The sequence below is a fragment of the Streptomyces sp. CA-251387 genome, from assembly GCF_050936625.1.
In the GTDB taxonomy this organism is placed as follows: domain Bacteria; phylum Actinomycetota; class Actinomycetes; order Streptomycetales; family Streptomycetaceae; genus Streptomyces.
Genome location: NZ_JBNJMJ010000001.1, coordinates 4,891,526 through 4,915,679, shown reverse-complemented (window position 1 = coordinate 4,915,679; position 24,154 = coordinate 4,891,526). Strand labels below are relative to the sequence as shown.

At 72.3% G+C, this 24,154-nt stretch carries 24 protein-coding genes; 10 read left to right on the top strand and 14 right to left on the bottom strand.

What is annotated here, in order from left to right:
* Positions 1 to 20 precede the first annotated feature (20 nt).
* Positions 21 to 1,694, bottom strand: coding sequence for a glycoside hydrolase family 13 protein (locus ACQEV2_RS21935; protein WP_433044008.1), 1,674 nt, complete (start codon positions 1,692 to 1,694; stop codon positions 21 to 23).
* A 250-nt stretch (positions 1,695 to 1,944) separates the two neighbouring features.
* On the opposite strand from ACQEV2_RS21935, the gene ACQEV2_RS21930 reads away from it, so the two are divergent.
* Positions 1,945 to 2,880, top strand: a complete 936-nt coding sequence (locus ACQEV2_RS21930; protein ID WP_433044005.1) for an LAETG motif-containing sortase-dependent surface protein — start codon at positions 1,945 to 1,947, stop codon at positions 2,878 to 2,880.
* A gap of 61 nt (positions 2,881 to 2,941) precedes the next feature.
* Here the strand turns inward: ACQEV2_RS21930 and ACQEV2_RS21925 are convergent, their stop codons facing one another.
* The 4 genes from ACQEV2_RS21925 to thrS form a co-directional block, all read right to left on the bottom strand.
* Entirely contained in the window at positions 2,942 to 3,445 is a 504-nt protein-coding gene (locus ACQEV2_RS21925) for a hypothetical protein (RefSeq protein WP_433044002.1), read from the bottom strand.
* A gap of 89 nt (positions 3,446 to 3,534) precedes the next feature.
* Positions 3,535 to 4,530: an ArsR/SmtB family transcription factor gene (locus ACQEV2_RS21920; RefSeq protein WP_433043998.1), complete on the bottom strand. Its 996-nt coding sequence runs from the start codon at positions 4,528 to 4,530 to the stop codon at positions 3,535 to 3,537.
* Between the two features lie 100 nt (positions 4,531 to 4,630).
* A complete protein-coding gene (locus tag ACQEV2_RS21915; protein ID WP_433043994.1) occupies positions 4,631 to 5,599 on the bottom strand; it encodes a nucleoside hydrolase in 969 nt (322 codons plus the stop codon).
* 117 nt (positions 5,600 to 5,716) lie between these two features.
* Entirely contained in the window at positions 5,717 to 6,940 is a 1,224-nt protein-coding gene (thrS, locus tag ACQEV2_RS21910; protein ID WP_433043991.1) for a threonine--tRNA ligase, read from the bottom strand.
* Between the two features lie 278 nt (positions 6,941 to 7,218).
* On the opposite strand from thrS, the gene ACQEV2_RS21905 reads away from it, so the two are divergent.
* Both ACQEV2_RS21905 and ACQEV2_RS21900 read left to right on the top strand, forming a co-directional pair.
* On the top strand, positions 7,219 to 8,046 hold the full coding sequence (locus tag ACQEV2_RS21905; protein ID WP_433054681.1) for a helix-turn-helix domain-containing protein: 828 nt from the start codon (positions 7,219 to 7,221) through the stop codon (positions 8,044 to 8,046).
* The gene (locus tag ACQEV2_RS21900; RefSeq protein WP_433043988.1) at positions 8,027 to 8,200 is read left to right on the top strand and encodes a DUF397 domain-containing protein; all 174 of its coding nucleotides are present in this window, start codon (positions 8,027 to 8,029) and stop codon (positions 8,198 to 8,200) included. The genes ACQEV2_RS21905 and ACQEV2_RS21900 overlap by 20 nt, the downstream gene beginning before the upstream one ends.
* A 3-nt stretch (positions 8,201 to 8,203) precedes the next feature.
* On the opposite strand, the gene ACQEV2_RS21895 is transcribed toward ACQEV2_RS21900, so the two are convergent.
* Complete coding sequence (locus ACQEV2_RS21895) at positions 8,204 to 8,920, bottom strand: TetR/AcrR family transcriptional regulator (RefSeq protein ID WP_433043985.1); 717 nt, start codon at positions 8,918 to 8,920, stop codon at positions 8,204 to 8,206.
* 117 nt (positions 8,921 to 9,037) lie between these two features.
* On the opposite strand from ACQEV2_RS21895, the gene ACQEV2_RS21890 reads away from it, so the two are divergent.
* Positions 9,038 to 9,745 (top strand): NAD(P)-dependent oxidoreductase, encoded by a 708-nt coding sequence (locus ACQEV2_RS21890; protein ID WP_433043982.1) that lies wholly within the window; start codon positions 9,038 to 9,040, stop codon positions 9,743 to 9,745.
* Positions 9,746 to 9,879: 134 nt separating this feature from the next.
* Positions 9,880 to 10,656 (top strand): hypothetical protein, encoded by a 777-nt coding sequence (locus ACQEV2_RS21885; RefSeq protein WP_433043979.1) that lies wholly within the window; start codon positions 9,880 to 9,882, stop codon positions 10,654 to 10,656.
* Here the strand turns inward: ACQEV2_RS21885 and ACQEV2_RS21880 are convergent.
* The 5 genes from ACQEV2_RS21880 to ACQEV2_RS21860 form a co-directional block, all read right to left on the bottom strand.
* A complete protein-coding gene (locus tag ACQEV2_RS21880) occupies positions 10,653 to 10,928 on the bottom strand; it encodes a ribosomal protein L7/L12 (protein WP_433043976.1) in 276 nt (91 codons plus the stop codon). The two genes, ACQEV2_RS21885 and ACQEV2_RS21880, sit on opposite strands and share 4 nt — an antisense overlap.
* 66 nt (positions 10,929 to 10,994) lie before the next feature.
* On the bottom strand, positions 10,995 to 11,684 hold the full coding sequence (locus ACQEV2_RS21875) for a GAF and ANTAR domain-containing protein (RefSeq protein ID WP_433043973.1): 690 nt from the start codon (positions 11,682 to 11,684) through the stop codon (positions 10,995 to 10,997).
* 215 nt (positions 11,685 to 11,899) lie between these two features.
* Positions 11,900 to 12,661 carry a TIGR03943 family putative permease subunit gene (locus ACQEV2_RS21870; RefSeq protein ID WP_433043970.1) on the bottom strand — a complete coding sequence of 254 codons (762 nt, stop codon included), beginning with the start codon at positions 12,659 to 12,661 and terminating at the stop codon, positions 11,900 to 11,902.
* On the bottom strand, positions 12,658 to 13,677 hold the full coding sequence (locus tag ACQEV2_RS21865) for a permease (RefSeq protein WP_433043967.1): 1,020 nt from the start codon (positions 13,675 to 13,677) through the stop codon (positions 12,658 to 12,660). The genes ACQEV2_RS21870 and ACQEV2_RS21865 overlap by 4 nt, the downstream gene beginning before the upstream one ends.
* A 75-nt stretch (positions 13,678 to 13,752) precedes the next feature.
* On the bottom strand, positions 13,753 to 15,102 hold the full coding sequence (locus tag ACQEV2_RS21860) for a tetratricopeptide repeat protein (protein ID WP_433043964.1): 1,350 nt from the start codon (positions 15,100 to 15,102) through the stop codon (positions 13,753 to 13,755).
* Positions 15,103 to 15,211: 109 nt separating this feature from the next.
* Between ACQEV2_RS21860 and ACQEV2_RS21855 the strand changes: the two genes are divergently transcribed.
* The 3 genes from ACQEV2_RS21855 (at position 15,212) to ACQEV2_RS21845 (ending at position 17,943) form a co-directional block, all read left to right on the top strand.
* Positions 15,212 to 15,391 (top strand): hypothetical protein, encoded by a 180-nt coding sequence (locus ACQEV2_RS21855; protein ID WP_433043961.1) that lies wholly within the window; start codon positions 15,212 to 15,214, stop codon positions 15,389 to 15,391.
* Between the two features lie 206 nt (positions 15,392 to 15,597).
* Positions 15,598 to 15,732, top strand: a complete 135-nt coding sequence (locus ACQEV2_RS21850; RefSeq protein ID WP_433043958.1) for an NPP1 family protein — start codon at positions 15,598 to 15,600, stop codon at positions 15,730 to 15,732.
* 234 nt (positions 15,733 to 15,966) lie between these two features.
* The gene (locus ACQEV2_RS21845; RefSeq protein ID WP_433043955.1) at positions 15,967 to 17,943 is read left to right on the top strand and encodes an Ig-like domain repeat protein; all 1,977 of its coding nucleotides are present in this window, start codon (positions 15,967 to 15,969) and stop codon (positions 17,941 to 17,943) included.
* 1 nt (position 17,944) lies between these two features.
* Here the strand turns inward: ACQEV2_RS21845 and ACQEV2_RS21840 are convergent, their stop codons facing one another.
* Together ACQEV2_RS21840 and ACQEV2_RS21835 are read right to left on the bottom strand one after the other, a co-directional pair.
* Positions 17,945 to 19,717: a hypothetical protein gene (locus tag ACQEV2_RS21840; RefSeq protein WP_433043952.1), complete on the bottom strand. Its 1,773-nt coding sequence runs from the start codon at positions 19,715 to 19,717 to the stop codon at positions 17,945 to 17,947.
* 69 nt (positions 19,718 to 19,786) lie between these two features.
* Positions 19,787 to 21,001, bottom strand: a complete 1,215-nt coding sequence (locus ACQEV2_RS21835; RefSeq protein ID WP_433043949.1) for a PP2C family protein-serine/threonine phosphatase — start codon at positions 20,999 to 21,001, stop codon at positions 19,787 to 19,789.
* 170 nt (positions 21,002 to 21,171) lie between these two features.
* On the opposite strand from ACQEV2_RS21835, the gene ACQEV2_RS21830 reads away from it, so the two are divergent.
* Both ACQEV2_RS21830 and ACQEV2_RS21825 read left to right on the top strand, forming a co-directional pair.
* Positions 21,172 to 21,630, top strand: a complete 459-nt coding sequence (locus tag ACQEV2_RS21830) for a hypothetical protein (RefSeq protein WP_433043947.1) — start codon at positions 21,172 to 21,174, stop codon at positions 21,628 to 21,630.
* A gap of 226 nt (positions 21,631 to 21,856) precedes the next feature.
* On the top strand, positions 21,857 to 22,768 hold the full coding sequence (locus ACQEV2_RS21825; protein WP_433054678.1) for a hypothetical protein: 912 nt from the start codon (positions 21,857 to 21,859) through the stop codon (positions 22,766 to 22,768).
* An 18-nt stretch (positions 22,769 to 22,786) separates the two neighbouring features.
* Here ACQEV2_RS21825 and ACQEV2_RS21820 read toward each other — a convergent pair whose 3' ends face one another.
* Entirely contained in the window at positions 22,787 to 24,112 is a 1,326-nt protein-coding gene (locus ACQEV2_RS21820) for a PLP-dependent aminotransferase family protein (protein ID WP_433054675.1), read from the bottom strand.
* Positions 24,113 to 24,154 lie beyond the last annotated feature (42 nt).

Genomic DNA, 24,154 nt, shown 5'->3' with positions numbered 1-24,154 from the left:
GTCCGCCCTCGTCCGATCGCCTACGTCAGCCAGACCGTCGTGTCCGGGCCCAGCCGCCCCTCCTCCAGCGGCGCGCTCGCGATGAGCACCTCACCCGGCGGCAGCTGCACCGCCGTACCGGAGAGGTTGGCCACGCAGCGCCAGCCGTCCGAGCGGGCGAAGTGCAGGACGCCGGGGGGAGCGTCCGGCACCCACTCCAGTTCCTCGCCCTCCAGCAGCTTGCGGCGCAGGCGCAGGGCCGTGCGGTAGAGCTCCAGGGTGGAGCCGTCGACGCCGTCCTGGGCCTCGACGGCGTACGCCGCGAAGGACGGCGGCTGCGGGAGCCACGCGCCACCCGCGCCGAAGCCGTACGACGGGCCCGTCGTCGTCCACGGCAGCGGCACCCGGCAGCCGTCGCGGCCCTTGCGGACGCGTCCCGTCTGTTCCCAGATCGGGTCCTGGAGGACCTCGAAGGGCAGCTCGGCGACCTCGGGCAGGCCGAGTTCCTCGCCCTGGTAGACGTACGACGAACCGGGCAGCGCGAGCATGAGGAGGGTCGCGGCGCGGGCGCGGCGCAGGCCGGCGGACTCGTCGACGGCCGGGGCGTGGCCGCCGGAGAGCAGCCAGGCGTTCTCGTCGGTGCCGGGCGGAAGCATCAGGCGGGAGGTGTGGCGTACGACGTCGTGGTTGGAGAGGACCCAGGTGGCCGAGGCGCCTGCCGCGCGGGCCGTGGCCAGCGAGTCGGTGATGATCCGCTTCAGCTCGTCCGCGTCCCAACCCGCCTGCAGGTACTCGAAGTTGAAGGCCTGGCCGAGTTCGTCGGGGCGGGCGTACAGGGCGCGGCGGGCACTGGGGTTCACCCAGGCCTCGGCGACCGCCATGCGGGGCGGGCGGTAGGCGTCGAGGATCTTGCGCCAGTCGCGGTAGATCTCGTGGACCTCGTCGCGGTCGTAGAAGGGGTGGGTGCCGGGCGGGAACTGCGGGAGCGCGTCCTCGCGGCTCAGTTCCGGGGCGCCGAGGTCCCGTAGCGGCTCGCTCAGGTCCTTGGCGAGCGCGTGGGCCACGTCGACGCGGAAGCCGTCGACGCCGCGGTCGGACCAGAAGCGCAAGGTGGTGCGGAAGTCGGCGCGTACCTCCTCGTTCTCCCAGTTCAGGTCCGGCTGCTGGGGGGTGAAGAGGTGCAGGTACCACTGGCCGTCGGGGACCCGGCGCCAGGCGCTGCCGCCGAAGACGGACTGCCAGTCGGTGGGCGGGAGTTCGCCGTGCGGGCCGCGGCCGTCGCGGAAGACGTAGCGGTCGCGGGCGGGCGAGCCGGGGCCGGCCCGCAGCGCCTCCTGGAACCAGACGTGCTGGTGGGAGGTGTGGTTGGGCACCAGGTCGACGATGACCTTCAGGCCGAGGCGGTGGGCTTCGGCGACCATGGCGTCGAAGTCGTCGAGGGTGCCGAGGCGGGGGTCGACGTCGCGGTAGTCGGCGACGTCGTAGCCGCCGTCGGCCAGTTCGGAGGGGTAGAAGGGGCTGAGCCACAGGGCGTCGACACCGAGCGCGGCGAGGTGGCCCAGACGCTGGGCGACGCCCTTCAGGTCACCGAGCCCGTCGCCGTCGCCGTCGGCGAAGCTGCGGGGATAGACCTGGTAGATGACGGCCTGGCGCCACCAGTCGGGGTTGCGGGACGAGAGGTCGGGGGTGTCGGGCGTGGTGGTGCGGACGGTCACGCGGACTCCTCATCGGTGCGTACGGGCGACAGTGAGAACTCTGTCCACTTGGCCGGAAAAGCGAACACCGCACAGTGCGGAGTAGATCATTCCTGGTGTGATGGAATTGTGATTGCCGTTTGAACTTCCCTTGCGTTCCCGCAGGTTGACAGCGTTCTCCCGTCACCCGACGATGTCTTCACGCTGTGGCGCATGTGACCAATGAGCCCAGTGATTCTTCTTCGACCACTCACCCCACGAGGGGATACGCATGTCCATAGCGAGACGTGTCATCGCGCGGCGCCTGCTGGGGGCGGGCGCCGCGTCGCTCGCCCTGTGCGCGGCCACCGTCGCCTCCGCCTCCGGCGCCTGGGCCACCGGCACGCCCGGCGGTGACGGCTGGAAGTCCGGCGGCGCCTACCAGCCGGGCACCGGCGCCGGCACGGAGACGGCCACCGACCGCTGCCAGTTCTCGCTCGACGGCACGAACTTCTACGACTCGGTCAAGGTCGACGACCAGAGCCTGAAGGTCAGCGGCGACGGCAAGGTCCACATCACGGTCCGCGCCGCCGCCGACGCCACCACCTGCACCGCCTCGCTCGCCTCCTACCTCGCCCACGGGGCGACCTTCGCCACCTCCGGCGAGCAGGTCTTCGTCGACTTCGACACGGTCACCGTCAAGCCCGGCCAGACCGACACCCTCGACATCGCCGTCCCGGACGCGGGCTGCTTCGCGCAGATCGACCTGTACCGCGGCGCGGTGAAGTTCGACGGCAAGCTCGACGCGAACGACGGCTTCGTCCACGGCGACCTGCCCAAGGGCCCGGACCGCCCGGTCATCAAGGACAAGCTGATCGCGGCCTGGAACGGCGGCACGAAGGACTGCACGACCGAGCCTCCGGCGACCGAGGAGCCGCCGACCACGCCGCCCGCGGAGCCGTCGGAGCCGCCGTCCGAGGAGCCGTCGACCCCGGCGGAGGAGACGACGCCGCCGGCCTCGGAGACGCCGTCGACCGAGACCCCGACCCCGGAGCCCTCCGACTCGACCTCGCCCCCGGCGCCGTCCCCCAACGGCGGCGGCGACCTCGCCGAGACCGGCGGCAGCAGCGCGACCGGCCCGATCGCCATCGGCGCGGTGGTGCTGGTGGCGGGCGGCGCGGCGTTCGTCGTGGCGTCGAAGCGGCGGCGTACGGCCCCGCGTTCTTGAGCGACGGCAGGTGAAAGGGCCCGGGGTGATGACCCCGGGCCCCTTTGCGTGCGGGGGCCGGTCAGCAGTTGCGGATGGACCAGACCGGGTCCCAGTTGTACGAGTGGAGGGTCGGCCAGTCGGGCTTGAAGGAGTGCAGCACGTTGCCGCTCTGACCGTAGAAGTACGAGGTGACGCCGCCCGTCTGGTGGTCGTAGTAGTAGCCACCGCCGATCCAGTTGGACAGGGAGTACCTGGCGCACCGGTAGAGGAAGTAGATCTTCCAGCTGTTGGTGGTGGGATCCCAGACCTCGGTGCAGAGGTTTCCGCTGCCGCAGTTGAAGGTGCCGCCCGGTGCCACGTGGATGAAGTCGGCGGCCGGGGAGATGCCCGGCGAGACCGCCGCGGCGGAGAGGTCGGCGGCCTGTGCGCCCTGCGGCGCCGGCGGTGCGACCAGGTTGCGGCCGGGTGCGGCGTCGGCCGAGTGAGCGGGCGCGGCCTGGGCCGGTGCCGTGGCGGTGAACACGGCCGCCAGCACACAAAGCAGCGCACCGATGATGCCGATGAGGGAACGTCTGTCGCGCATTCTGGTTCAACCCCCTGTGTGGAACGGCGACTTGGTCGCCCTCAGACTGTCCGCGCCCTGCCTCGGCTGCCACACGTTGAAGGCGTGCCTTAAACGGAAGCCTGGGCGCCGTCGAGAAGGGCGAGTCCCGCGGGGGTGATGGTGTGGACGACGTACTTCTTGTGCCGCATGCTCAGCAGCAGCCCCGCCCGGCGCAGCACGCCGGTGTGCTGGCTGACGGCGGCCCCCGAGATGCCGAAGCGCTCGGCGAGTTCACCCGTCGTGCGGCCCGTGACGACGTCCTCCAGGATCGCGGCACGCGTATGCCCGATCAGCGCGCCCAGCTCCGCACCGCCTTCCGTACCACCGGCTCCGCCGGCCCAGCCGAGGGTGTGCTGGATCGGGTAGACCAGGACCGGCGTCAGGTCGGCGAGGGCGAGTGTCAGGGGTCTTCGCAGGCAGAAGAAGGACGGCTGCAGCAGCAACCCCCGCCCGGCCAGCCGCAGGTCGCGGTGGACGGGATAGTCGGCCTCCAGGACCGGCGGCTGCCAGCGCAGCACGGGGCGGAAGCCCGCCAGCAGACCGTCGGTGCCGCCCTCCAGCACCGCACGCGCGCGTACGGCCCGGTCGGCGTCGACCTGGGCCCTGATCCGGGGCCAGAAGGGCGCGAGCGCATGCCGGTGATGGGCGTGCAGGACGGCACCCAGTCCGCGCAGGGCCTCGGGCTCACCGTCGGCCAGGGCCCTGGTGCCGGGCGGCAGCGGACGCGGGCGGACGGGGGAGGCGGCGAGCCGGGCGAGGTCGCCGCGGAGCCGGACCCGGGGCGTGCCGAGCACGGTGTCGACCGCGTGCGCCAGATCGAAGGAGCCGCGCAGGTCGGGGGTGAGGAAGTCAGGGAAGTAGCCCCGGGGCGGCAGCAGCGCGGCGAGCAGCCCGTGCACGGGGCCCACGCGCGGCCGCACGAGCCTGCGCCACTCCTCGAAGAGCAGCGGGGCGTCCGCACCGATCAGCGCCTGGAAACTGGTGGCGATCTCCCAGAGGGGATCGGGGGCGGCGGCGACGCGCACGCGCGCGAGGTCGTCGGCGGTGAAGTGCACCCGCAGCATGGGGTCTCCGATGGTGGTCGGTCATCGGACCCCATGACAGTGACCGAGCCGCACTTGTGAGAACAAGGCGGCATTCGGACACCCGGAATCAGGCGCTTCGTCAGACGCTCTCCACCGTCTGCAGGTACAGCTTCACGAACCGGTCCACGTCCACGTCCAGGGCCACGTCCACCAGGTGCTGTTCGCGCAGGCCGGCGTGGATCTCGGACTCGCCGGGGCGTGGGCGGCGGTCGACGATGGTCTGGCCGCGCGTCGGGCCCGGAGCGAGGGAGACCTCCACGGGAAGGAGGCTGGTGGTGATGCCCGCCGGATCCACGACCGTGCACACCGCGCCCGCGTCGCCGATGCCGCCGGCCTCGGAGTCGTCGGCGACGTCCGGCGTGGCCGGGCGGTGGGCCAGCAGGTCGCCCGCGAGCCGGGCGCCGGGCTCCGCGCTCGCCCGCAGCCGCCGTACGTCCGCCCCGGGGACCACGACCCGCCGGAAGACGTCCAGCCCGTACATGGTGATCGGCACCCCGGCCGTGAGCAGGATCGCGGCCGCCTCCGGGTCGTGCCACACGTTGAACTCGGCGACCGGCGTGGCGTTCCCGCAGGCCACCGCCCCGCCCATGAAGACGATCCGCTCGATGTTGTGCGTGACCTCCGGGTGCGTGCGCAGCAGCAGTGCGATGTTGGTGAGGGGCGCGGTGGGGATCAGGGTCACCGGGCGCGGCGACGCCAGGATCTCGCGGCGCAGCAGCGTCACCGCGTCCACGTCGGCCGGGGCGCGGGTCGGGGCGGGCAGGCTCATGTCGCCCATACCGTCGTCGCCGTGCACGTGCCGCGCCGAGCGCGCGGGTTCGATCAGCGGGCGGGCGGCGCCCCGGGCGACGGGGATGTTGGGGGCGCCGGCCTGCTCCAGCACGGTCAGGGTGTTGCGTACGACGCCGTCCACGTCCGTGTTCCCGGCCACGCAGGTCACCGCGCGCAGGTCTAGCCCCGGGTGGCGTACGGCGAACAGCAGCGCGAGGGCGTCGTCGACGCCGGTGTCGCAGTCGATGATCACGGGACGAGTCCTCTTCGGTTCCACGGCGTTGACCTTACGGCGTCGTGAGGCGTCGTGGGTGGGGGGGCGGAGCGGGGTGGGGGGTTCGGATCGTTGGCGTCTGCGGGTCGATCGCGGCTGGTCGCGCAGTTCCCCGCGCCCCTAGAGGCCTACCTCGGAACTGCGCGCTGCTACGTGCTCGGTGATTCGGGCGATCAGTTCCGCGCCCTGCATGGTCCCGGGCTTGCGGCCGTCTCGTAGGCGTACGGCCGCGAGGTCGCCGTCCTCCGCCGCCTCGCGCTCCCCGATCACGGCCTGGTATGGCACGAGGCGGGCGGCGCGGATGCGGGCCCCGAGGGTGCCCTGCTCGGGGCCGGCGAGTTCGGCCCGCAGGCCCTGGTCGAGGGCCCGGCCCAGTAGCTTCTCGGCGTGCTCGACCTGCTCCTCCGCGACGGGGAGGAGCACCAGCTGTACGGGGGCCAGCCACGCCGGGAACGCGCCTCCGTGCTGCTCGATCAGATGCGCGACCGCGCGCTCCACGCTGCCGATGATGCTGCGGTGGACCATGACCGGGCGGTGCTTGGCGCCGTCGGGGCCGATGTAGTGCAGGTCGAAGCGTTCGGGCTGGTGGAAGTCGATCTGGACGGTGGAAAGGGTGGCTTCCCGGCCGGCGCGGTCGGTGATCTGGACGTCGATCTTGGGCCCGTAGAAGGCGGCCTCGCCCTCGGCGGCGTCGTACTCGATCCCCTCCAGGACGTCTTCGAGCAACGCGGTGGCCCGGCGCCACAGCGCGGGATCGGCGACGTACTTGCCGCCGTCCCCCGGCAGGGACAGGCGGTACCGGGCCGCGCGGATGCCGAGGTCGGCGTAGGCGCGGGCGATGAGGTCGAGGGCGGCGCGGGCCTCTTCCACCGCCTGTTCCAGGGTGCAGAAGATGTGGGCGTCGTTGAGGTGGATGGCACGGACGCGGGTGAGGCCGCCGAGGACGCCGGACAGCTCGGAGCGGTACATGCCGCCCAACTCGGCCATGCGGAAGGGTAGTTCGCGGTAGCTGTGGGAGCGGGAGCGGTAGATCAGGGCGTGGTGCGGGCACAGGCTGGGGCGCAGGACGACCTGTTCGGCGCCCAGTTCCATCGGCGGGAACATGTCGTCGCTGTAGTGGTCCCAGTGCCCGGAGATCTCGTACAGCTCGCGTTTGCCGAGCACGGGTGAGTACACGTGCCGGTAGCCGGCCTCGCGCTCGGCCTCGCGGATGTACTCCTCCAGCACATGCCGGACGACCGCCCCGTCGGGCAGCCAGTAGGGCAGGCCGGCGCCCATCAGGGGGTCGGTGTCGAAGAGGCCGAGCTCGCGGCCGAGGCGGCGGTGGTCGTGCGGGGCGTTCATGGCTACTCCTCCAGGTGAACGGACGAGCACCCCACGACAAAACCCCGGGGCACTCGCCCCGGGGCTTCGATTCGCTCAGCTGTCAGCGCGGCGCCGGGACGGGGTCCGGCGTCGTCGTGAGAGACGGGTTGGCGCGCTGCATGGGGCGACGGTAACGGGGGCGGCTTGGAGGCGCGATTGATTTTCACGATTCCCATCACCAGCGTGAAGTCACACGGTTACGCTCAGCTACAGACCGGACGTAACGACGCGCAACGTCGACCTTGGGGGTGCCTGCCTTGGTTCACATCCGCCAACTCGATCCCACGGCTTCTCCGTTGGACTACTTCGGCTACGAGCTGAGGAGGAAGCGTGAGGAAGCGGGGCTGACGTTGAAGCAGCTGGGCTCGATCTTGTTCTGCTCGGGCTCGCTGATCGGCCAGATCGAGACGACGCTGAAGGTGCCGACGCGGGATTTCGCCGAGCGTGTGGACGCGGCGCTGGTGACGGAAGGGTACTTTTCGAGGCTCGTGGGGCTGGTTCTACGGAGCCAGTTGCCGACCTGGTTCCAGCCATTCGCCGACATGGAGGCGAAGGCGACGTACATCTCCACGTATCAGTGCCAGCTGGTCTACGGCCTTCTGCAGACGAAGGCGTACGCGCGAGCGGTGATGGAGGTGGACCACACCGTTACGCTCGACGAGATGGTGGCGGCACGGATGGAGCGGCAACGCATCCTGGAGCGCGAACAGCCGCCCTCGCTGTGGGTCGTGCTGGACGAGGCGGTGCTGTATCGGGAGATCGGCGGCCGGGAGGTCATGCGCGAGCAACTCGCCCATCTGTTGAGCTTCCAGGACAACCAGTCGGTGCACATCCAAGTGCTGCCGTTCTCGGCCGGTCAGCACGCGGGGGTGATGGGGTCCTTCACTCTCCTGCGCTTCGACGATCACCCCGACCTGTTCTACAGCGAGAGCTACGACCGGGGGCACATGACGGCCAACCCCGCAGTAATGAGGGAGCGTTCGGTCGGTTACGCTCGCCTTCAGGCCGAGGCTCTCTCCCCGAAGGCATCGGCGGCCCTGATCGCGCGGGTGATGGAGGAACGCTATGGAGCTGAAGTGGCGTAAGTCGTCCTACAGCGGCAGCAGCGGTGGCGAATGCGTCGAGGTCGCCGCCCTCACCCCCCGCATCGCCGTCCGCGACTCCAAGAACCCCGACCACGGCACCCTCACCCTCTCGCCGAAGGCCTTCCGTACCTTCGTGGAGCACGTCAAGCGGTAGCGGTCAGCTCCGGCGCGGGACGCCCAACGTCCTCACCAACTGGGCGAGTTCCTCCCGGAAGAGCTTGTCGGGGCTGGTGGTCTGCGTGTGCATGTGGCCGTAGATCTCCAGTGACACCAGGCCGTGCAGGTGTCCCCAGATGCGCAGGGCGAGGGCGACGGCTGCGGGTGGCAGCTCGGGGAAGGCGGGGCGGACCTTGTCGAGGAGCCCGGGGTCGAAGTCGGACCAGTCGAAGGCGCTGTCCTCGTAGAGGTGCTGGGCGTGGGGCCAGGCGGCTGCCGCCAGTGCCGTGAGTCCGGTGCAGACCCGGCGTGCGGCCTCCGGGGCGGGGCCGCCTTCGGGGGCGTGGTAGCCGGGGACAGGGTCGCCGTAGATGAGCCGGAAACCCTGGGGGTTCACCAGGGCCCAGTTCCGGAACGCGCCCGCCCACGCCTCGATCCGGGCGGCGGGATCCGTGGCGGGAGCGCCCTCCCAGGCGGCGTCCACGGCGTCGGCCAAGGCGGTGTACACGTCGTTGATGAGCGTGGTGACCAGGTCGTCCCGGGTCGCGAAGTAGCCGTAGATGGCGTTGGCGGTCATGCCCATCTCGCGGGCGATGGCCCGCAGGGTGATGGCATCCGGGCCGCCCGAGGCCATCAGGGCCAGCGCCACCTTCTTGATCTCGGCCGTCGTCTCGGCGCGTAGCCGCTCGCGCCTTCCCCTGCTGCCCGTGACTGTCACAACGGGCACTCTACAGCGTCAAGTTACTTAGCCCTGTACATCTACTTCACGCCGTATAGTTTCTTCACGGCGTCACGTGACCGTGGCGTCCGACGTCTGCATGCACAGGGGAGAACCATGCACATCGGAGTCATCGGAGCCACGGGCACCATCGGCAGCCGGGTCGTCACCGAGGCCCTCCAACGGGGCCACCGCGTCAAGGCGTTCAGCCGGGACGCCGCTCGGGCGCAGCGCGAAGAGAGCCGGGACAACATCACCTGGACGAGCGTCGACATCCTGGACCCGAAGAGCGTCGCGGGCGTCCTGCCCGGACTCGACGTCCTGATCAGCGGGTTCCAGCCGGGCAATGCCGCCGAGGACTTCGCGGACACCGTGCGGCGCTCGATCGCCGACCCGACCGTCTACGTGACGGCGGCCCAGTCCCTGCTGAAGGCTCTGGAGAGCCACCCGCGGACCCGCCTCATCGTGATCGGCGGCGCCGGCAGCCTCGAAATCGGACCGGGAGTGGTGCGCGCGGACTCCGACGAGCTGCTGCACGCCGCACTCGACCAGCTGGGACTGCCCCGCGAGTACGCGGCAGCGGTACGCGGCCACCGCGACGCCCTGAACGTCCTGCGGACCTCGAACCGGCTGTGGACCTACTTCAGCCCCGCGGAGGAGATCGGCCCCGGCGAGCGCACCGGTCGCTTCAGGATCGGTGGCGATCAGCCGGTCCTGGACGCCGACGGCCGCAGCCGCATCTCGGTGGAGGACGCGGCCGTCGCCCTGATCGACGAGGCGGAGCTGCCCCGCTTCGTGCAGCGCCGCTTCACCATCGGCTACTGACAGCCCCCCTCGTCACCCCTCGTCACCCGGACGGCCCGGCGCACTGGTGGACGTACGGGCGTGGTGGTGCCTTAGGAACACGAACACGTACCCGATCTTGAGCGCACCCTCGACGCCAGCACAGGAGGCTCGCGATGCCCCGTCCCTCGGCCCGCACCGTCATCGCCTCGACGCTCTCGGTCGGACTGCTGAGCGCGTCCGCATGCACCGTCACCGGGCTGGACAAGGCGATCAAGGGTGTCCCCGACGCGGTGTCCCCCGCGGCCACCGCCACCACGCCGCGGACTCCCGTCGCCGCCCCCACGCTCACCGAGGCCCAGGCGCGGGCCGCCCTCATCAGCGAGGACGACCTCGGCGAACCCTGGGTGCCCACCGAGGGCGGCGCCACCTGGCGGGACGCCATGCTCAAGGCGAGCGCCGAGTCGGCCGACTGCCGGCGGCTGCTCGACGCCCTGTACGCGGAGGAGCTCTTCGGCCCCGACGCCCGTACGCGCGCGTCGGTCGGGCTGGACGACGAGTGGGACGAGGCCCAGCTGCGCTACCAGGTCGTGGCCCATCGGACCGAGGACATCGACCGGACGTTGGCCTGGCTCGGCAGCCTGCCGGACAAGTGCGGCGAGTTCACGGCGACCGCGCGCGGCGGAACGATGACCGTGGAGGTGAGTGAGGCGGAGATGCCGGAGGTCGGGGACGCCCGGCAGGGGCTGCGGGTGGTCCTCAGCGCCGTCTCGGAGTACGACGAGGCGCCCATGCTCACGCTGCACGTCGCCGCCGTCCGCGTGGGCGACGACGCGATCACCATCACCAACGGCGGCCTCGGCGACGTACCGGCGGACGCCACCGCGACGGCCGTCGAACTGGGCGCCCAGCGGCTGGCGGAGGTCAGGAAGCGGGGGCGGGCGCACGTCTAGGCGATGCCCTCCACGGCGTCCTTGGCCTCCTTCAGGCCCGCCCCGGTGATCTCCCGGTAGACCTTGATCGCCTGGATCTTCTTGCCGTCCCGTACGAGCGCCACGACCTCGTTCATCCGGGGGTCGTCCGCGCGCAGCCCCAAGTGGTCGATGATCAAGTCGAGTTTGCGCTCGACGCGGGCAACTCGCTGGTCGGCCTGTGAGACCCGGCTCTGGATGGTCAGGACGGCCATGAGGCCGACGAAGGCGAAGACGAAAGCTGCTATGTCCATGGACGATGATCTTAGGAGGAGCCCGGACCCCGGGCTTTGACCGCCTAGTCCTGGTCCAGCCGCAGCCTAGTCCTGGTCCAACCGCAGCCGATGCGCCACCACGTCCCGTGCCACGTCCAGTGCCATGCGCCCGTGCGCGAACGCGTGGGCGCGCAGCCGGGCCAGTGCCTCGCCCGTGCCGATGCCCAGCTGGGCCATGATCATGCCGGCCGCCTGGTAGACCTGGTCGTGGTCGGTGGCGAGGCCGCTGAGCCACCGTTCGTCGTCCAGGTCGCCCGCGTCCTCCGCGCGCGGCAGCGCCATCAGCGCCACGGTCATCATCCCGGCCATCAGCCGGGCCGTCCGCAGCTCCCGGTCGGTGAGGCCGCCGGGAGTGTCACGGTAGAGGTCGAGCGTGCCCACGCACACCGAGTCGCTGCCCAGGGGCATCGAGTACACCGCCCGGACCCCGGCGGCCGTGGCCTGCTGGGCGAACACCGGCCAGCGCAGAACGTCCCGCCCGGCCGTCAGGTCGCAGGCGAGCACGGGGGCACCGTTCTCCGCCGCGGACTGGCAGGGGCCGTCGCCCAGAGTGGCCTGGAGCTCGGTCACATACGCGGCCTGCGCACTGCTCGCGCCCAGCTGGACGGGCATGCCGTCGCTGTGCAGCGACACGCTCGCACCGGTCACAGGCAGCAGCTCCACTGCGACGTCGCACAACCTGGCCGGAACCTCGCCGGGTCCCGCACCGCGTATGCCTTCGGCGAGCGCGTCCATGGCACCGCCGCTCCCTCGCCCTGGCTCACCACGCTGATCGTCTCTGGGCCGCACGGCAGCCTCCTCAGTCGAGCGCGGCCTGTCGGTCCAAGGAGCCCTCCGGCGGCCACCCCACCGCCCGCCCCGGACGACGCCCGACTACCCGTAGGGCGTACCGCAAAACCCCGGCCGACGACACATCGTGGCACCCGGCTGTCGGCACTCCTGGCGGAGCGTCACCGCTGCTCGTACGGGTTCGCCGGCTGCGTGACCCGCCGTACCGACGTGGCGTCCAGGACGGGTGGCCAGGCCCCGTCCGTGCCGAGCGCGCCCTTGGGGTGCCAGGTCCCGGTGACGGTGACCCAGGTGTCGGCGGGCGGCGCGTCCGCGCCCCGGATCTCGACCTTGCTGGTGGTGGCGTCGGCGGCGCAGCAGGCAACCAGGAGGCGGGTGACGTACCAGGTGCCGTCGTCGTCGCGGGTGACGAAGCCGGTCAGCCGGACCGTGCGGCCCGCCAGCGACCGCCCGCTGTCGTAGATAGCCCGGGAACTGAACTCCCCCAGCGTCAGCTCCACCGTGTCCCCGGCCGGCAGTGCCGGGAACGTCCCGATCCCTTGCGCCGCCCGCTGCGCCGCCTCGCGTTCGGCGCTGTAGGAGCCGAGGGCGGGAGGCGGGAAGAGGAGGAGCGCGAGGGCGGGGAGGGTGAGGAGCCAGGCGATACGGGGGCTGTGACTGTGGCTATGGCTACGGCTGTGACCGTCACCGTGAGTGTCGCTGTCGCTGTCACTGTCGCTGTCACTGGTGCGGTCGTCATGCTCATGTCCCAGTCGTACGACCGCTGCCACCACCCCCAGCACGGCCAGTACGACACCGGACACCACCAGGTACGGTCGCAGCGCCTGCTGCACATACCGCAGGTACAGCTCGCTGAAGAGCGAGATCCGCAGGATCGCCGCGCCCGTCAGGAGCAGCAGCACCGCCGGTCCGTACCGCCTCACAGCAGCCACCATCCCACCAGCGCGCTGCTCGCCACGGCCACCACCCACGTCACGGACGAGAACCGCAGGGCGAAGGACCGACCGAAGGTTCCCGCCTGGAGGGCGATCAGCTTCAGGTCGACCATCGGGCCGACGACCATGAACGCCAGCCGCGCGGTCGGCGAGAACCCGCTCAGCGAGGCGGCGACGAACGCGTCCGCCTCGCTGCACACGCACAGGACGACCGCCAGCAGCGCCAGGAGCAGCACCGACAGCCACACCGACCCGGTGAAGAGATCCAGCACCGACCTCGGCACCGCGATGTTGAAGGTCGCCGCGGCCGCCGCGCCGAGGACGAGGAAGCCGCCGGCGTGGAGGAAGTCGTGCTGGAGGCCGGCGGTGAAGGCGCGCAGGCCGGAGGCGGTGGGGTCGGTGTGCCGCTTCGGCGGCCGCAGCCACTCCTCGCGGCCGAACCGGGCCCACAGCCAGCCCATCACCACGGCGGTGGCGAGCGAGGCGACGAGCCGGGCGAGGACCATCGTCGGCTGCCCCGGGAAGGCGACGGATGTGGCGACCAGGACGACCGGGTTGATGGCGGGGGCGGACAGGAGGAAGGCGAGGGCGGCCGCGGGGGCGACGCCGCGCCGGATCAGGCTCCCGGCCACCGGCACGGAGGCGCACTCGCAGCCGGGCAGGACGACACCCGCCGCTCCCGCGACGGGCACGGCGAGGGCCTGATTCCGGGGCAGCAGCCTGCGGAAGACCTTCTCCGGCACGAAGGCCCCGATCGCCGCCGAGACGACCGTGCCGAGCAGCAGGAACGGCACGCCCTGCACCGCGATCGCCGTGAAGACGGTCCACCAGGCGGCGACGGGCGGGGTGTAGAGGTCGAGGGCAAGCACGGGGCCGAGGACCGAGACGACCGTGGCGATGGCGAGGAGCGCGGCACCGCCGAGCACGGCGTACACGAGCGCGCGTAGACCGAGCCGCAGCCCGTCGCCCACGGTCCGCTGGTTGTCCACCGTGTCCGTCCCCACCCGTGCGAAAACGCTCCTGTTCGAAAGCGCTCCGCGAAGGCTAACCGGTGAGGCCTGTGCACAGGCTTGGGTTCGTTACAGAGGTGGCTGTGCGGGGGCCGGGCCCAGGGTTGTCGTGCCGGGGGCCGTGCGGTGGCCCAAGCCCGTCCGGTAGGCGTCCAGGGCCGCCTCCACTCTGCCCGTGCGGCGGAGCAGGTCACCCAGGAGCCGGCACAGGTCGGCCAGGTCGCCCGCCGCGCCCGCGCGCTCCAGGAGGCTCAGGGCGCGGACGTAGTGCTCCTCGGCGGTCTCGGTGTCGTGGGTGTCCTCGGCGATGATGCCGAGGAGGCGGTGGGCGGCGGCGGAGTGCAGGGCGCCCCGTTCGGGGGTGAGGTCGCTGAGCACCTCGTGGAGGAGGGCGGCGGCCTCGTCGGACCTGCCGCGGCGGTGCAGTACGTCGGCGAGTTCAACGGCGACCTGGCTGGTGTAGAGGGCGGCGCGCTGGGCGGTGAGCATGGCCCGGGCCTCCCGCAGCTCCGCCTCGGCGCGCTCCAGGTCGCCGTTCTGGGCGTAGACGTAGCCGCGCATCCAGTGGCAGTTGGCGAGTTCGGTGCGCAGCTGGAGCCGGCGGTAGAGCTCGGCGGCCTTGGCTAGGGAGGCGTCGGCCTCGGCGATGCGGCCCTCGGCGAGCAGGGTGCGGGCGACCGAGCGGTGCATACGGGCCACCAGGGCGGGGTCACCGGCCTGCGCGGCCAGGGCGAGGGCGTACTCGGCGGCCTGGGCGGCGCGGGCGTGGGCGCCCATGTCCATGTAAGGGCCGATGGCGCTGGCGTAGAGCAGGAGCAGGGCGTCGGGGTCGTGCAGGCCGCCGCGGTTCAGCTCGTCGAGGGTGGACTCCAACAGATATACGGCGTAACGGAGTTCACCGGCGAGGTAGTGGGACACCGCCCTTCCGCGCAGGGCCGGGACGCGGGCGGGCAGCGGGGCGTCGGCCTCGGCGAGCACCTGCTCGGCCCGCTCGAAGTGGCGCCGGGCCTCGGTCAGTTCGCCGGTGTCGAGGCCGCACTCGCCGAGCCCGAGCAGTGCGTCGGCCTCCACGTCGAGGACCCCGTGCTCCCGCGCCTCGGCGAGCAGGGCGGCGTACTGCTCCGCGGCCGCCTCGGCCTCTCCCGTGGCGAGCGTGCGCTGCGCCCCGGTCAGGCGCAGCCGCAGATCGGTGGCGAGGTGGGCGGGGCGCCCGGTCGCCAGCTCCTCGAAGCCGACGCCGAGCCGGCCGGCGAGATGCCGCAGCGCGTCGTCGGAGGGCCGCACCCGGCCGGCCTCCAGCGTGGAGATGTACGCGGGCGTGTAGGCCGGCTCGGCCAACTGCCGCTGGGTCAGCCCGCGTTCGACGCGCAGCTGCTGCACCCGGCGTCCGATGACGCCCGGGTCGTCACGCTCGGCCATCGCCCCAACTCCCCCAGCACCCCTTGCCGTTCGGCTTGGACCACCCCTAGGTTAAACCGTGTATTAAACGTGCTTAATACATTGCTGCTGAGAGCTGGGAGAGGTCGCCGTGCTCGAACGCACCAGCACCACCGAGCGTTACACCCGAGGCGTCGCCGCCGCAGTGGTGGCCGTGGTGACGCTGATCCTGGCGGCGAACGCGGGGCCGGCGAGGGCGGCGGATCCGGGAGCGGCGTACCAGGTCAAGGACGTCGTGCCCGCCCAACACCCGGTGCCGCCCGCGCCGTAGGGCCTGTCGCCGCGTCAGTGCGTGTGCCCGGTCAGTGCGTGCACCTGCTGGGGTCCAGCCGCTTCTCGGCCTTGCTCTCGATCCCGTCGGGCTCCCAGCGGTCGTTGCTGACGCGGACGAGCTTGTCGGAGACGCCGTCTATGTAGTAGCCGTACGAGTAGATCTTCTTGAAGGCGCTGCCCTTGCCGCGTCAGGAGTCCACCTGCGTGACCCTGCCGTCGGAAGCCCGCCAGGCGTACGCCCAGATGTCCGACTTCGGCCGGGCGAACTTCCCGCTCAAGGACGGCAACTTCACCAGCAACCTGAACAAGGCCAGGCCCGCCGAGGCCCCCACCTTCTGACCGGGGGCCCGGCGCAACCGCCCCCGCGGGACACTCCCCCCTGTCCCGCCGGGGGCTTCTCTCTGTCTCTCACCTGTTGTCTCCCCCGGTGTCTCTCACCTGTCTCTTACGCACCCTTTCACCCGGCTGTCAGCACCATGACCTAGCCTTCGATCACTCACGGCGGCACGCGTGCCCTCTTCCGCCGCGGCCGCCCCTCATCGCTTCATTCGTTCCGGGGGGTTCGAAACCACCGTGCGCAGACGCACTCTCCCCGCCGCGACAGCGCTCGCGGTCCTGTTCAGCTCGGTCGCCCTGGTCGCGACCGGCGCCGGGTCGGCGGCGGCCGACTCCAGCACGTCCCTTCCCCTGAAGTCGACCGGCGACATGGTCGTCGACGGCGTCCACCAGCGGGTCTTCATCAGCGACCCGGACGCCGGCCAGGTCGTCGTCACCGACTACGCGGGCTCGGTCGTCGGCACCGTCGGCTCGCTGCCCGGCGTCCGCGGCCTGGAGCTGTCGCCCGACTCCGGCACCGTGTACGCGGCCGTGGGCAACGCCGACGCGATCGCCGCCATCGACACGGCGACCGCGACCGAGGCCCACCGCTACTCCACCGGCACCGCCGACCCGCAGTACCTCGCCGAGACCGGCGGCAAGATCTGGTTCGGCTACGGCGGCGCCGCCCAGGGCCAGATCGGCTCCCTCGACCTGAGCGGCACCGACCCGGTCGTCACCCTGAACCAGGCGCCCACCAACGCCTGGTACTCCGCCCCGATCCTGGACGCCTCCGCCGGCGCCCCGGGCACCCTCGTCGCGGGCGCCCCCGGCCAGAGCCCGGTCGTCCTCGCGGTCTACGACGTCTCCTCCGGCACGCCGAGCGAGACCGCGCACGCCTTCGACCCCGGCAGCACGGGCGGCGGCAACCTCATGGACATGGCCGTCACGCCCGACGGCAAGGACGTCGTCACGGCCAGCGGCGCCCCGTACTACCAGGCCGTGTACAAGCTCACGGACCTGTCCAAGGACGGCGCGTACACCACCAACCCGTACCCGAACGCCGTGGACATCGCCCCGAACGGCGACGTCGCCGCGGGCACCAGCTCCACGGACGAGCCGGACGTCCACCTCTTCAAGCCGGGCACCTCGCTCGCGCTGAAGGAGTACGACCTCGGCTCCGACCAGCTCACCGCGCGCGGCCTCGCCTGGGCGCCCGACGCCAGCAAGCTCTTCGCGGTGTCCCGCACCGGCAGCGACGCCTACGCGCTGCACGTCTACGACGACCCGACGAAGGTGTCCTCGACCCTCACGGTGAACGCGCCGGCCACCGCCACCCGCGCCAAGCCCCTCACCGTCACCGGCACGCTGGCCTCCTCGTCCGCTTTCCCGGCGGGCACCACGGTCTCCGTCACCCGCACCGACGCCGAGTCCCCGAGCGGCAAGGCGCTCGGCACGGCGACCGTCGCGGCGGACGGCTCGTACTCCTTCACGGACACCCCGCCGGCCGGCGGCACGGTCAAGTACACCGTCACGTACGCGGGGGACGCCGACCACGCGGGCGCCACGGCATCCGGCTCGGTCAGCGTCGCCAGGACGGCGACCACCCTGACGCTGAACAACAACCTCAAGACATACGGCTACGGCAGCTACGTCACCTTCACCGCGCACCTCGGCACCACGTACAAGAACCGCACGGTGGAGATCTGGGCCGACCCCTACGGCTCCGACAAGCCCAACGCACTGGTGAAGAAGGGCACGGTCGACGCGAGCGGCAACCTGACGGCGACCGTCCACCTCACCCGGGACACCAAGGTCAGCGCGAAGTTCACGGGTGACACGCGGTATGCGGCGAAGACGGTGACGAACACCGTCTACACGAAGGTGAAGATCTCGACGTCGCTGAGCGGCTCCTACAAGACCGCCACCGCCTGGAACGCGACGTACTACTACTTCCGCCAGTCCAAGGACCCGGTCTACGACACCACGATGACGCCGTACCCGGGCCGCAAGTACCAGCTCCAGGTCCAGGCCTTCTCCGACGGCGCCTGGCACACCACGGACACCGAGTACTTCGCGCTCGACTCCTACGGCAAGGACTCGGTCGTCCTGGACGGCACCCCGCCCACCGGTGTCCGCTTCCGGCTCCGCTCCTCGTACATCGACACGACGTCGGGTGACAACGTCAACACGACGACGTACGGCGCCTACAAGTACTTCGTCTTCACCCGCTGATTCACCCGCTGACCTGCAGCTGCCGCAGCTGCTGAAGGACGTTCTCCAGAGCGCCCCGCCGCCGTCCCGGCACTCGGCCCCGTAGCTCCGCGAGCACGGGGCCGAGTTCACGTGCGGGGGCGGCGTCCTTGATCTGCCCCCACTGGTGATGGGCCCGGTCGACCGCGGCCTCCACCGCGGGCGCGTCCGGCGCCTGCCCGGCGGAGAGCCGCGCCGAGGCGACCGTCAGCCAGGTCCGGCAACTCCGCACCGCGTCCCCCGCCAGCATCGCCAAATCCGCCCGCACCTCGATCCAGTGCAACGCCTCCTCGGAGGCGGGGCCATGGGCCCGCAGGGCCACCTGCTCGTGGTGAGCGGCCAACGCCTCGGCCTCCCCGTGCCGCCCGGCTTCGGCGGCAGCCGCGATCACTGCGTGGGGGTCGGTGGGGGTGGGGGTTTGCGCGGCCGGCTGCACCGGGCTCGGCGCGGGGAGCTGGGCCGGGGCGGGGGTGGGGAGCTGGGCCGGCGTGGGCGCGGGGCTGTGCGCGGGCATCGGAGGGATGGTCTGCGCGGGGCTCGGCGCGAGGCTTTGTGCGGGGTTCGGCGCCGAGCCTTCCGAGGACTGCTGAGGCAAGCCCTGCGCAGGAGCCGACGCCGCGACCGGCGCCGCGCTTGCCGAGGACTCTTGTGGCGAAACCTGCGCCGGAGTCGGCGTGGGGCTCTCCGGCGGCAGGACCTGGGCAGTAGCCCCCGCCGGAACCGACGCAGGAAACTCCGGCGGTAGCGGCGGTTGCCGCATCAGGACCGGCGCGGGAGCCTGCGCCCGGGTCGGCGTGGGGGCCTCGGGCGGCAGAACCTGCGCGGGAACCCCATCCCGGACCGGCGCGGAGCCCTCCGACAGCAGAACCTGCGCGGGAACCCCATCCCGAATCGACGCAGACCCCTCCGACAGCAAAACCTGCGCAGAAACCCCATCCCGAATCGACGCAGAGCCCTCCGACGGCAAAACCTGCCCGGGAACCCCGCCCCGGACCGGCGCAGAGCCCTCCGGCGGGAGGTGGCGTGGAGTCTGCGGGGCGTCCTGGCGCGGTGGCTGTACCGCGCTGTGCGGGCGGAGTTGTACAGGGGGCTGGGCGACGATGTGCGGGGGGATATGTGCAGGGCTCTGGGCCGTCAGGACGATGTCGGTACCCATGCCGCCCTCGGGGGAGATCCGGGCCAGTGCCTGCTGGTGGAGTTGGTCGAGGGGTGGGCGGTGGCCGCTGCGGAGGAGGGTGGCGACGGCCTTCATGTATGTCGGCCCCGCCAGCGTGCGGCGGTTGGGCGGCGGGGCGATACGGCCGTAGACCGCGTTGTTGCGCCCCGAGTCGAGGGGGTTGGCGCGCAGCCACTGCCAGGTCTCGGCGTCGGCGTGCAGGTCGAGGAGGAGGGTCGTCGAGCCCGGTGCGCGCAGGCGCAGTTCCTCGCGGATCCAGTGCCAGGGGAAGCCGGTGTAGCGGACCGTCTGCGGGGTGGTGCGTGCCAGCGCCAGGTGGGGGAGGTGCTGGCGGCGGTCCAGGTGGAGCTGGCCGGTGACGAAGACCGTGAGCGGGGCGGGGGTGGCCGCGGCGGCGCGCAGGCGGGTGAGGACGGCCTGCGGTTCCAGCGGGTCGGCGAGTTCCACGACGTTCGCCGTGTCCGTGCCGGACAGCACCGCGGGCGGGACGGCGGCGAGGATCGGGAGCACGGAGGCGGCATCCACCAGACAGCCCTTGCCCGCCGGGGCGGCGGCCAGCAGCAGCACGGTTCCGGGCATCGGTCCCTCCCCATCCCCCGTCGATCACGTACGGCAGCACCGTAACCGCTGCGGCTGGGAAGCGGGATCTCAGGACTGGGTGCGCCCGATTCCGTCCCCATTCCCCCCGCCTTTCCCGACGCCATTCCCCACGCCTTTCCCCACCCAGGCTCTCCGCCGTACCGCGAACACCGTCGTGTCGTCGGCCAGCCGCCCACCGCAGTGCCGCAGCGTGCGCTCCCGGACGAACGCGACCAGGCGCGCGGGACGTGCGAGACCCGGGTCGGCGGCGACGGCCGCGGCGACCTCGGCGGCGAGCGGGTAGAAGGCGCCGGCGCCGTCCCGGGCCTCGGTCACCCCGTCCGTCGTCAGCAGCAGCGTCTCGTCGGGGGCGAGGGGCACGCGCAGCACCGGCGGCGGACCGTCGGCGGGGGCGAGTTCGCCGAGGCCGAGGGGGAGGCCGTGGTCGGGCGGCAGGGACCGTACGCCGTCGGGGCCGACGACGAGCGGGGAGTCGTGCCCGAGGACGACGGCGTCCATCACGCCCGGCTGCCCCTCCGGGAAGTCGAGCAGGACCGCCGTGGCGAACCGGTCGCCGTCCTCCCGCCCCAGAGCCGTGCGCATCCGGATGTGCCGCTGCATCCGCACCTCCAGCCGCGCGGCCACCGCCGTCAGGTCGGCCTCGTGATAGGCGGCCTCCCGGAACGTGCCGAGCAGCGCGGCCGCCGCCTCCACCGCGCCCAGCCCCTTGCCCTGGACGTCCCCGACGATGACGCGGGTGCCGTGCAGGCCGGTCTGGATGTCGTAGAAGTCGCCGCCGACCCGGGCCTCGCTGTCGGCGGACAGATACACCCCCGCGTGGTCGAGCCCGCCCCAGCCCGGCGGCAGCGGGCGCAGCACGGTACGGCGGATGGTCTCCGTGACGTCCTGCATGTGCAGCATGCGCCGCTCGCCGCGCACCCGGATCACGCAGGCCAGCGTGGCGAGGACACCGCCGATGCCGGCGAGGACGAGGTCGGGGAGACCGGCCTGGTACTCGTGCGGCAGCACGGCGTCCGCGGCGACGTACGTGGCGGGCGCGAGCACCGCGAACACGGCCGTCCCCCACACCCCGCAGATCGCGGCGGCGATACCGGGCACCAGCACGATCCACGACAGGATCCGGAAGTCGCTGCTGGTCCTGAAGTCGACCAGCACGATGGCGACGAGCAGCAGCAGCGGGGGCACCCAGGCGACACTGCGGCCGCGCACGCGCAGCAGCGTGGCGCCCTGCGGGCCGGCTCCACCGTCGCTTACGGCCCTCATGGGCTCAGCGAAGCACGCCGTTGGTTCGGCCGCATCCGGGTACCCGGGGTTCCTGTGACCGTGCCCGGGGCTGCCGCCCCTGGACGGGCTGACAGGCAACGCCGACTTGCCACGCAGCCCCCTCAGGTGTGCCCTTGATGGCGGGGGCGAGGAGAGAGAGGAGTGCTCTCATGGCTCATGCGGCACCCGCGTCCGGTCGAGGGACGTCAAGGACGGCGGCGACCGGCCCGAGCGGCCTGCCCGACGTGTTCAGCGTGCGCACGCACCGCATCGCGAGCGTCGCCGTGCCGATCGTCCTCGGCCTCGTCTACGGCTACTGGGCCGCGGCGAACCGGCGCTCCGGCGGCGAGATCACCGGCTGGAACCTGCTCTTCGGCTTCGTCACCGCGTTCGCGTTCATGGTGCTGTACGTCGCCGTGCGCGAGGTCGCCTCACGCACGATCCGCGAGGTGCACGCGATCCTGTGGGGCGCCTTCCTGGGCGGCGCGTTCGGGTTCCTGTACAGCCAGAGCGGCAACACCGTCCTCAAGTCCTCGGCCATGGGGTTCGTGATCGGCGCGGTCGTCTTCGTCGTGCTGTTCTACCGCTACTACACGCACGAGGACGCCCGGGGCCGCCGTATCCGATGACGGACGCACGGATCGGCCCCGGTCGCTGATGGCGCCGGGGCCGACCCGTTCCCCTTCATCCACCCACGGGTTGGTCTCTCTGATCCATGAGACACCCGTTCGGGTGAACGCTCCACCGGAGAGCGCACCAGTGCGGCCGTATGCAGGCACACCACTGGCACTCCCGCCCCCGCGCACCTTGCCTGAAAAGGTGCCCACCCATGTGCCACCCTCAGTGCCCACCGCCGTGCCCACCCCCGTGCGGAACGCCCTGTCGGCAGCGCTGATCGCCCTGTCGTGCCTCCTCGTGCCGTGCGGCGCGCTGGCGGCCTGGGTGACGTACGGGCTCGCCGACACCGGCCGCTACGTCACCGCGATGGCGCCGCTCGCCGCGGATCCGGCCGTGCAGGGCGCGGTGGCGGACACCGTCGGGGCCGGGCTCGTGCAGGAGGTCGCGCCCCGGCTCGGCCACGAGCTCGACACCCGCGACGAGGACGGCATCGTACGGCCCTTCGTGCACGACGCGGTGCGCTCGTTCACCCGGACCGAGGCCTTCCGCACGGCGTGGGAGGCGGGCAACCGGGCGGTCCACGACGCCGTGCTGAGCGCCCTTCAGGACGGGCGCGACCGCACGGTCACCGTCGACCTCGCCCCGGTCACCGCCCAGGTCAAACGCCGACTCGCCGAGGACCACGTGCCGTTGGCGCGGCACATCCCGGTCGAGCACACCGAGGTCGCCGTGCTTCCGGCCGCGGAGCTGGACCGGCTCAGGAAGGGGTACGACGTGCTGGAAGTCGCCGGTTTCTGGCTGCCCGTCTCGGCCGTCGTGCTGGCCGCGACGGGCATCGCGGTCGCCGCCTGCCGCCGCCGCGCGGTCACGGCGACGGCGCTGGGCACGGCCCTCGGCGGCGCGTCCCTGCTGCTCGCGGTGGCGATCGGCCGCCGGCTCACGCTGGCCGACCTGCCCGAGGCGGCCCACCGCCCGGCCGCGGGCGCGGTCTACGACGCCCTGACCCAGACCCTGCGCACGGTGTCCTGGCTGCTGATCGCCCTCGGTCTGACGGCAGCCCTCGTCTGCCGGCTCACGGAGCAGCTCGCACGACGCCGACGAGCGTCCGCCGCGGATCCGGCCCCGGAGCCGACGCGAGCCCGAATCTGACGGCACCCGCCGGCAACCTCACGAAGCACCTCGCACGACCCCGGCCAACCTCCGCAACGCCCACCGCAGATCCGGCTCCGGGGCCGAGGCGAGCCCGAGTCTGATGGCGTTCGGGGTGCGGTTCGGGTCGACGGCGAAGGCAGGGCCCGGGGTCACCGCGATGCCGTGCGCGGCCGCCGCGGCCGTGAAGGTGTCGGCGCGCCACGGCGCGGGCAGCTCCCACCAGGCGAAGAGGGCGCGCGGATCGGACTGTACGGCGAACCCGCGCAGCTCCTCGCCGACGATCCGCTGCCGGTGCGCCGCGTCCGCCCGCTTCGCCGCGACCAGCCGCCGTACCGTCCCGTCCCCGATCCACCGCACGGCCGCCTCCACCGCGAACCGCCCCGCGCTCCACCCACCGGACCGCACGGCCGCCGCCAGCGCCTCGACCCGCTCCTCGGGCGCGACGACGAAGCCGACGGTGAGCCCCGGGGCGACGCGCTTGGAGAGGCTGTCGACGACATGGGTGAGGCCGGGCGCGTGGGCGGCGAGGGGGTCGGGCGGCGGGTCGGCGAGGAAGGACCAGATGCGGTCCTCGACGACGGGGATGTCCAGGGCACGGACGGTGGCGGCGAGGTGGGCGAGCCGCTCGCCGCTCATCGTGAGGGACGTCGGATTGTGCAGCGTCGGCTGGACGTAGAGGGCGGACAGCGGGGCACTGCGGTGGACGGCGGCGACGGACTCCGGACGCACCCCGCCCTCGTCCGCAGCGAGCGCGACCAGCGTGATGCCGAGCCGGGCGGCGATCTCCTTGACCAGGGGATACGTCAGCGGTTCGACACCGAGGCGCCCGCCGGGGCGGACGAGGGAGGCGAGGGTGGCGGCGATGGCCTGGCGGGCGTTGCCGGTGAAGACGACCTGGGCTGGGGCAGGACGCCAGCCGGGCGTGGTGAGGAGGGAGGCGGCGGCTTCCCTGGCGGGGGCCGTGCCGAGGGCGGGCGCGGGGCGCAGGGCGTCGGTCAGGACGTCGGGGCGCAGGAGCGGGGCGAGGGTGGGGGCGAGGAGCTCCGACTGGCCCGGCGCGGAAGGGTAGTTGAGCTCCAGGTTGACCACCGCCGCGGTCGCGGACTCGACGAGCGACCGCCCGGTCCCCGCCGGCGCGGCCCGCACGAAGGTGCCGCGGCCGACCTCGCCGACGACCAGTCCGCGCCGGACGAGTTCGGCGTACACCCGCCCCGCCGTCGACCCGGCGATCCCGCGCCGCCGCGCGAACACCCGCTGCGGAGGCAGCCGTTCGCCGGGCCTGAGCCGTCCGGCGGTGATGTCGTCGGCTATGCGGTCGGCGAGGTGCCGGTAGTCCTCCACGAGCTCTCCCCCTGACATTGCACCGAGGGCAAAGATCTTATT

What these genes read in the sequence shown, in the direction of transcription:
- ACQEV2_RS21925 (WP_433044002.1), bottom strand. Translation starts at nt 3,445, where the DNA reads ATGCGCGACAGACGTTCCCTCATCGGCATCATCGGTGCGCTGCTTTGT.
- ACQEV2_RS21875 (WP_433043973.1), bottom strand. Translation starts at nt 11,684, where the DNA reads ATGGACGCGCTCGCCGAAGGCATACGCGGTGCGGGACCCGGCGAGGTT.
- ACQEV2_RS21860 (WP_433043964.1), bottom strand. Translation starts at nt 15,102, where the DNA reads ATGGCCGAGCGTGACGACCCGGGCGTCATCGGACGCCGGGTGCAGCAG.
- ACQEV2_RS21920 (WP_433043998.1), bottom strand. Translation starts at nt 4,530, where the DNA reads ATGCTGCGGGTGCACTTCACCGCCGACGACCTCGCGCGCGTGCGCGTC.
- thrS (WP_433043991.1), bottom strand. Translation starts at nt 6,940, where the DNA reads ATGAACGCCCCGCACGACCACCGCCGCCTCGGCCGCGAGCTCGGCCTC.
- ACQEV2_RS21890 (WP_433043982.1), top strand. Translation starts at nt 9,038, where the DNA reads ATGCACATCGGAGTCATCGGAGCCACGGGCACCATCGGCAGCCGGGTC.
- ACQEV2_RS21880 (WP_433043976.1), bottom strand. Translation starts at nt 10,928, where the DNA reads ATGGACATAGCAGCTTTCGTCTTCGCCTTCGTCGGCCTCATGGCCGTC.
- ACQEV2_RS21930 (WP_433044005.1), top strand. Translation starts at nt 1,945, where the DNA reads ATGTCCATAGCGAGACGTGTCATCGCGCGGCGCCTGCTGGGGGCGGGC.
- ACQEV2_RS21835 (WP_433043949.1), bottom strand. Translation starts at nt 21,001, where the DNA reads ATGAGGGCCGTAAGCGACGGTGGAGCCGGCCCGCAGGGCGCCACGCTG.
- ACQEV2_RS21900 (WP_433043988.1), top strand. Translation starts at nt 8,027, where the DNA reads ATGGAGCTGAAGTGGCGTAAGTCGTCCTACAGCGGCAGCAGCGGTGGC.
- ACQEV2_RS21885 (WP_433043979.1), top strand. Translation starts at nt 9,880, where the DNA reads ATGCCCCGTCCCTCGGCCCGCACCGTCATCGCCTCGACGCTCTCGGTC.
- ACQEV2_RS21830 (WP_433043947.1), top strand. Translation starts at nt 21,172, where the DNA reads ATGGCTCATGCGGCACCCGCGTCCGGTCGAGGGACGTCAAGGACGGCG.
- ACQEV2_RS21840 (WP_433043952.1), bottom strand. Translation starts at nt 19,717, where the DNA reads ATGCCCGGAACCGTGCTGCTGCTGGCCGCCGCCCCGGCGGGCAAGGGC.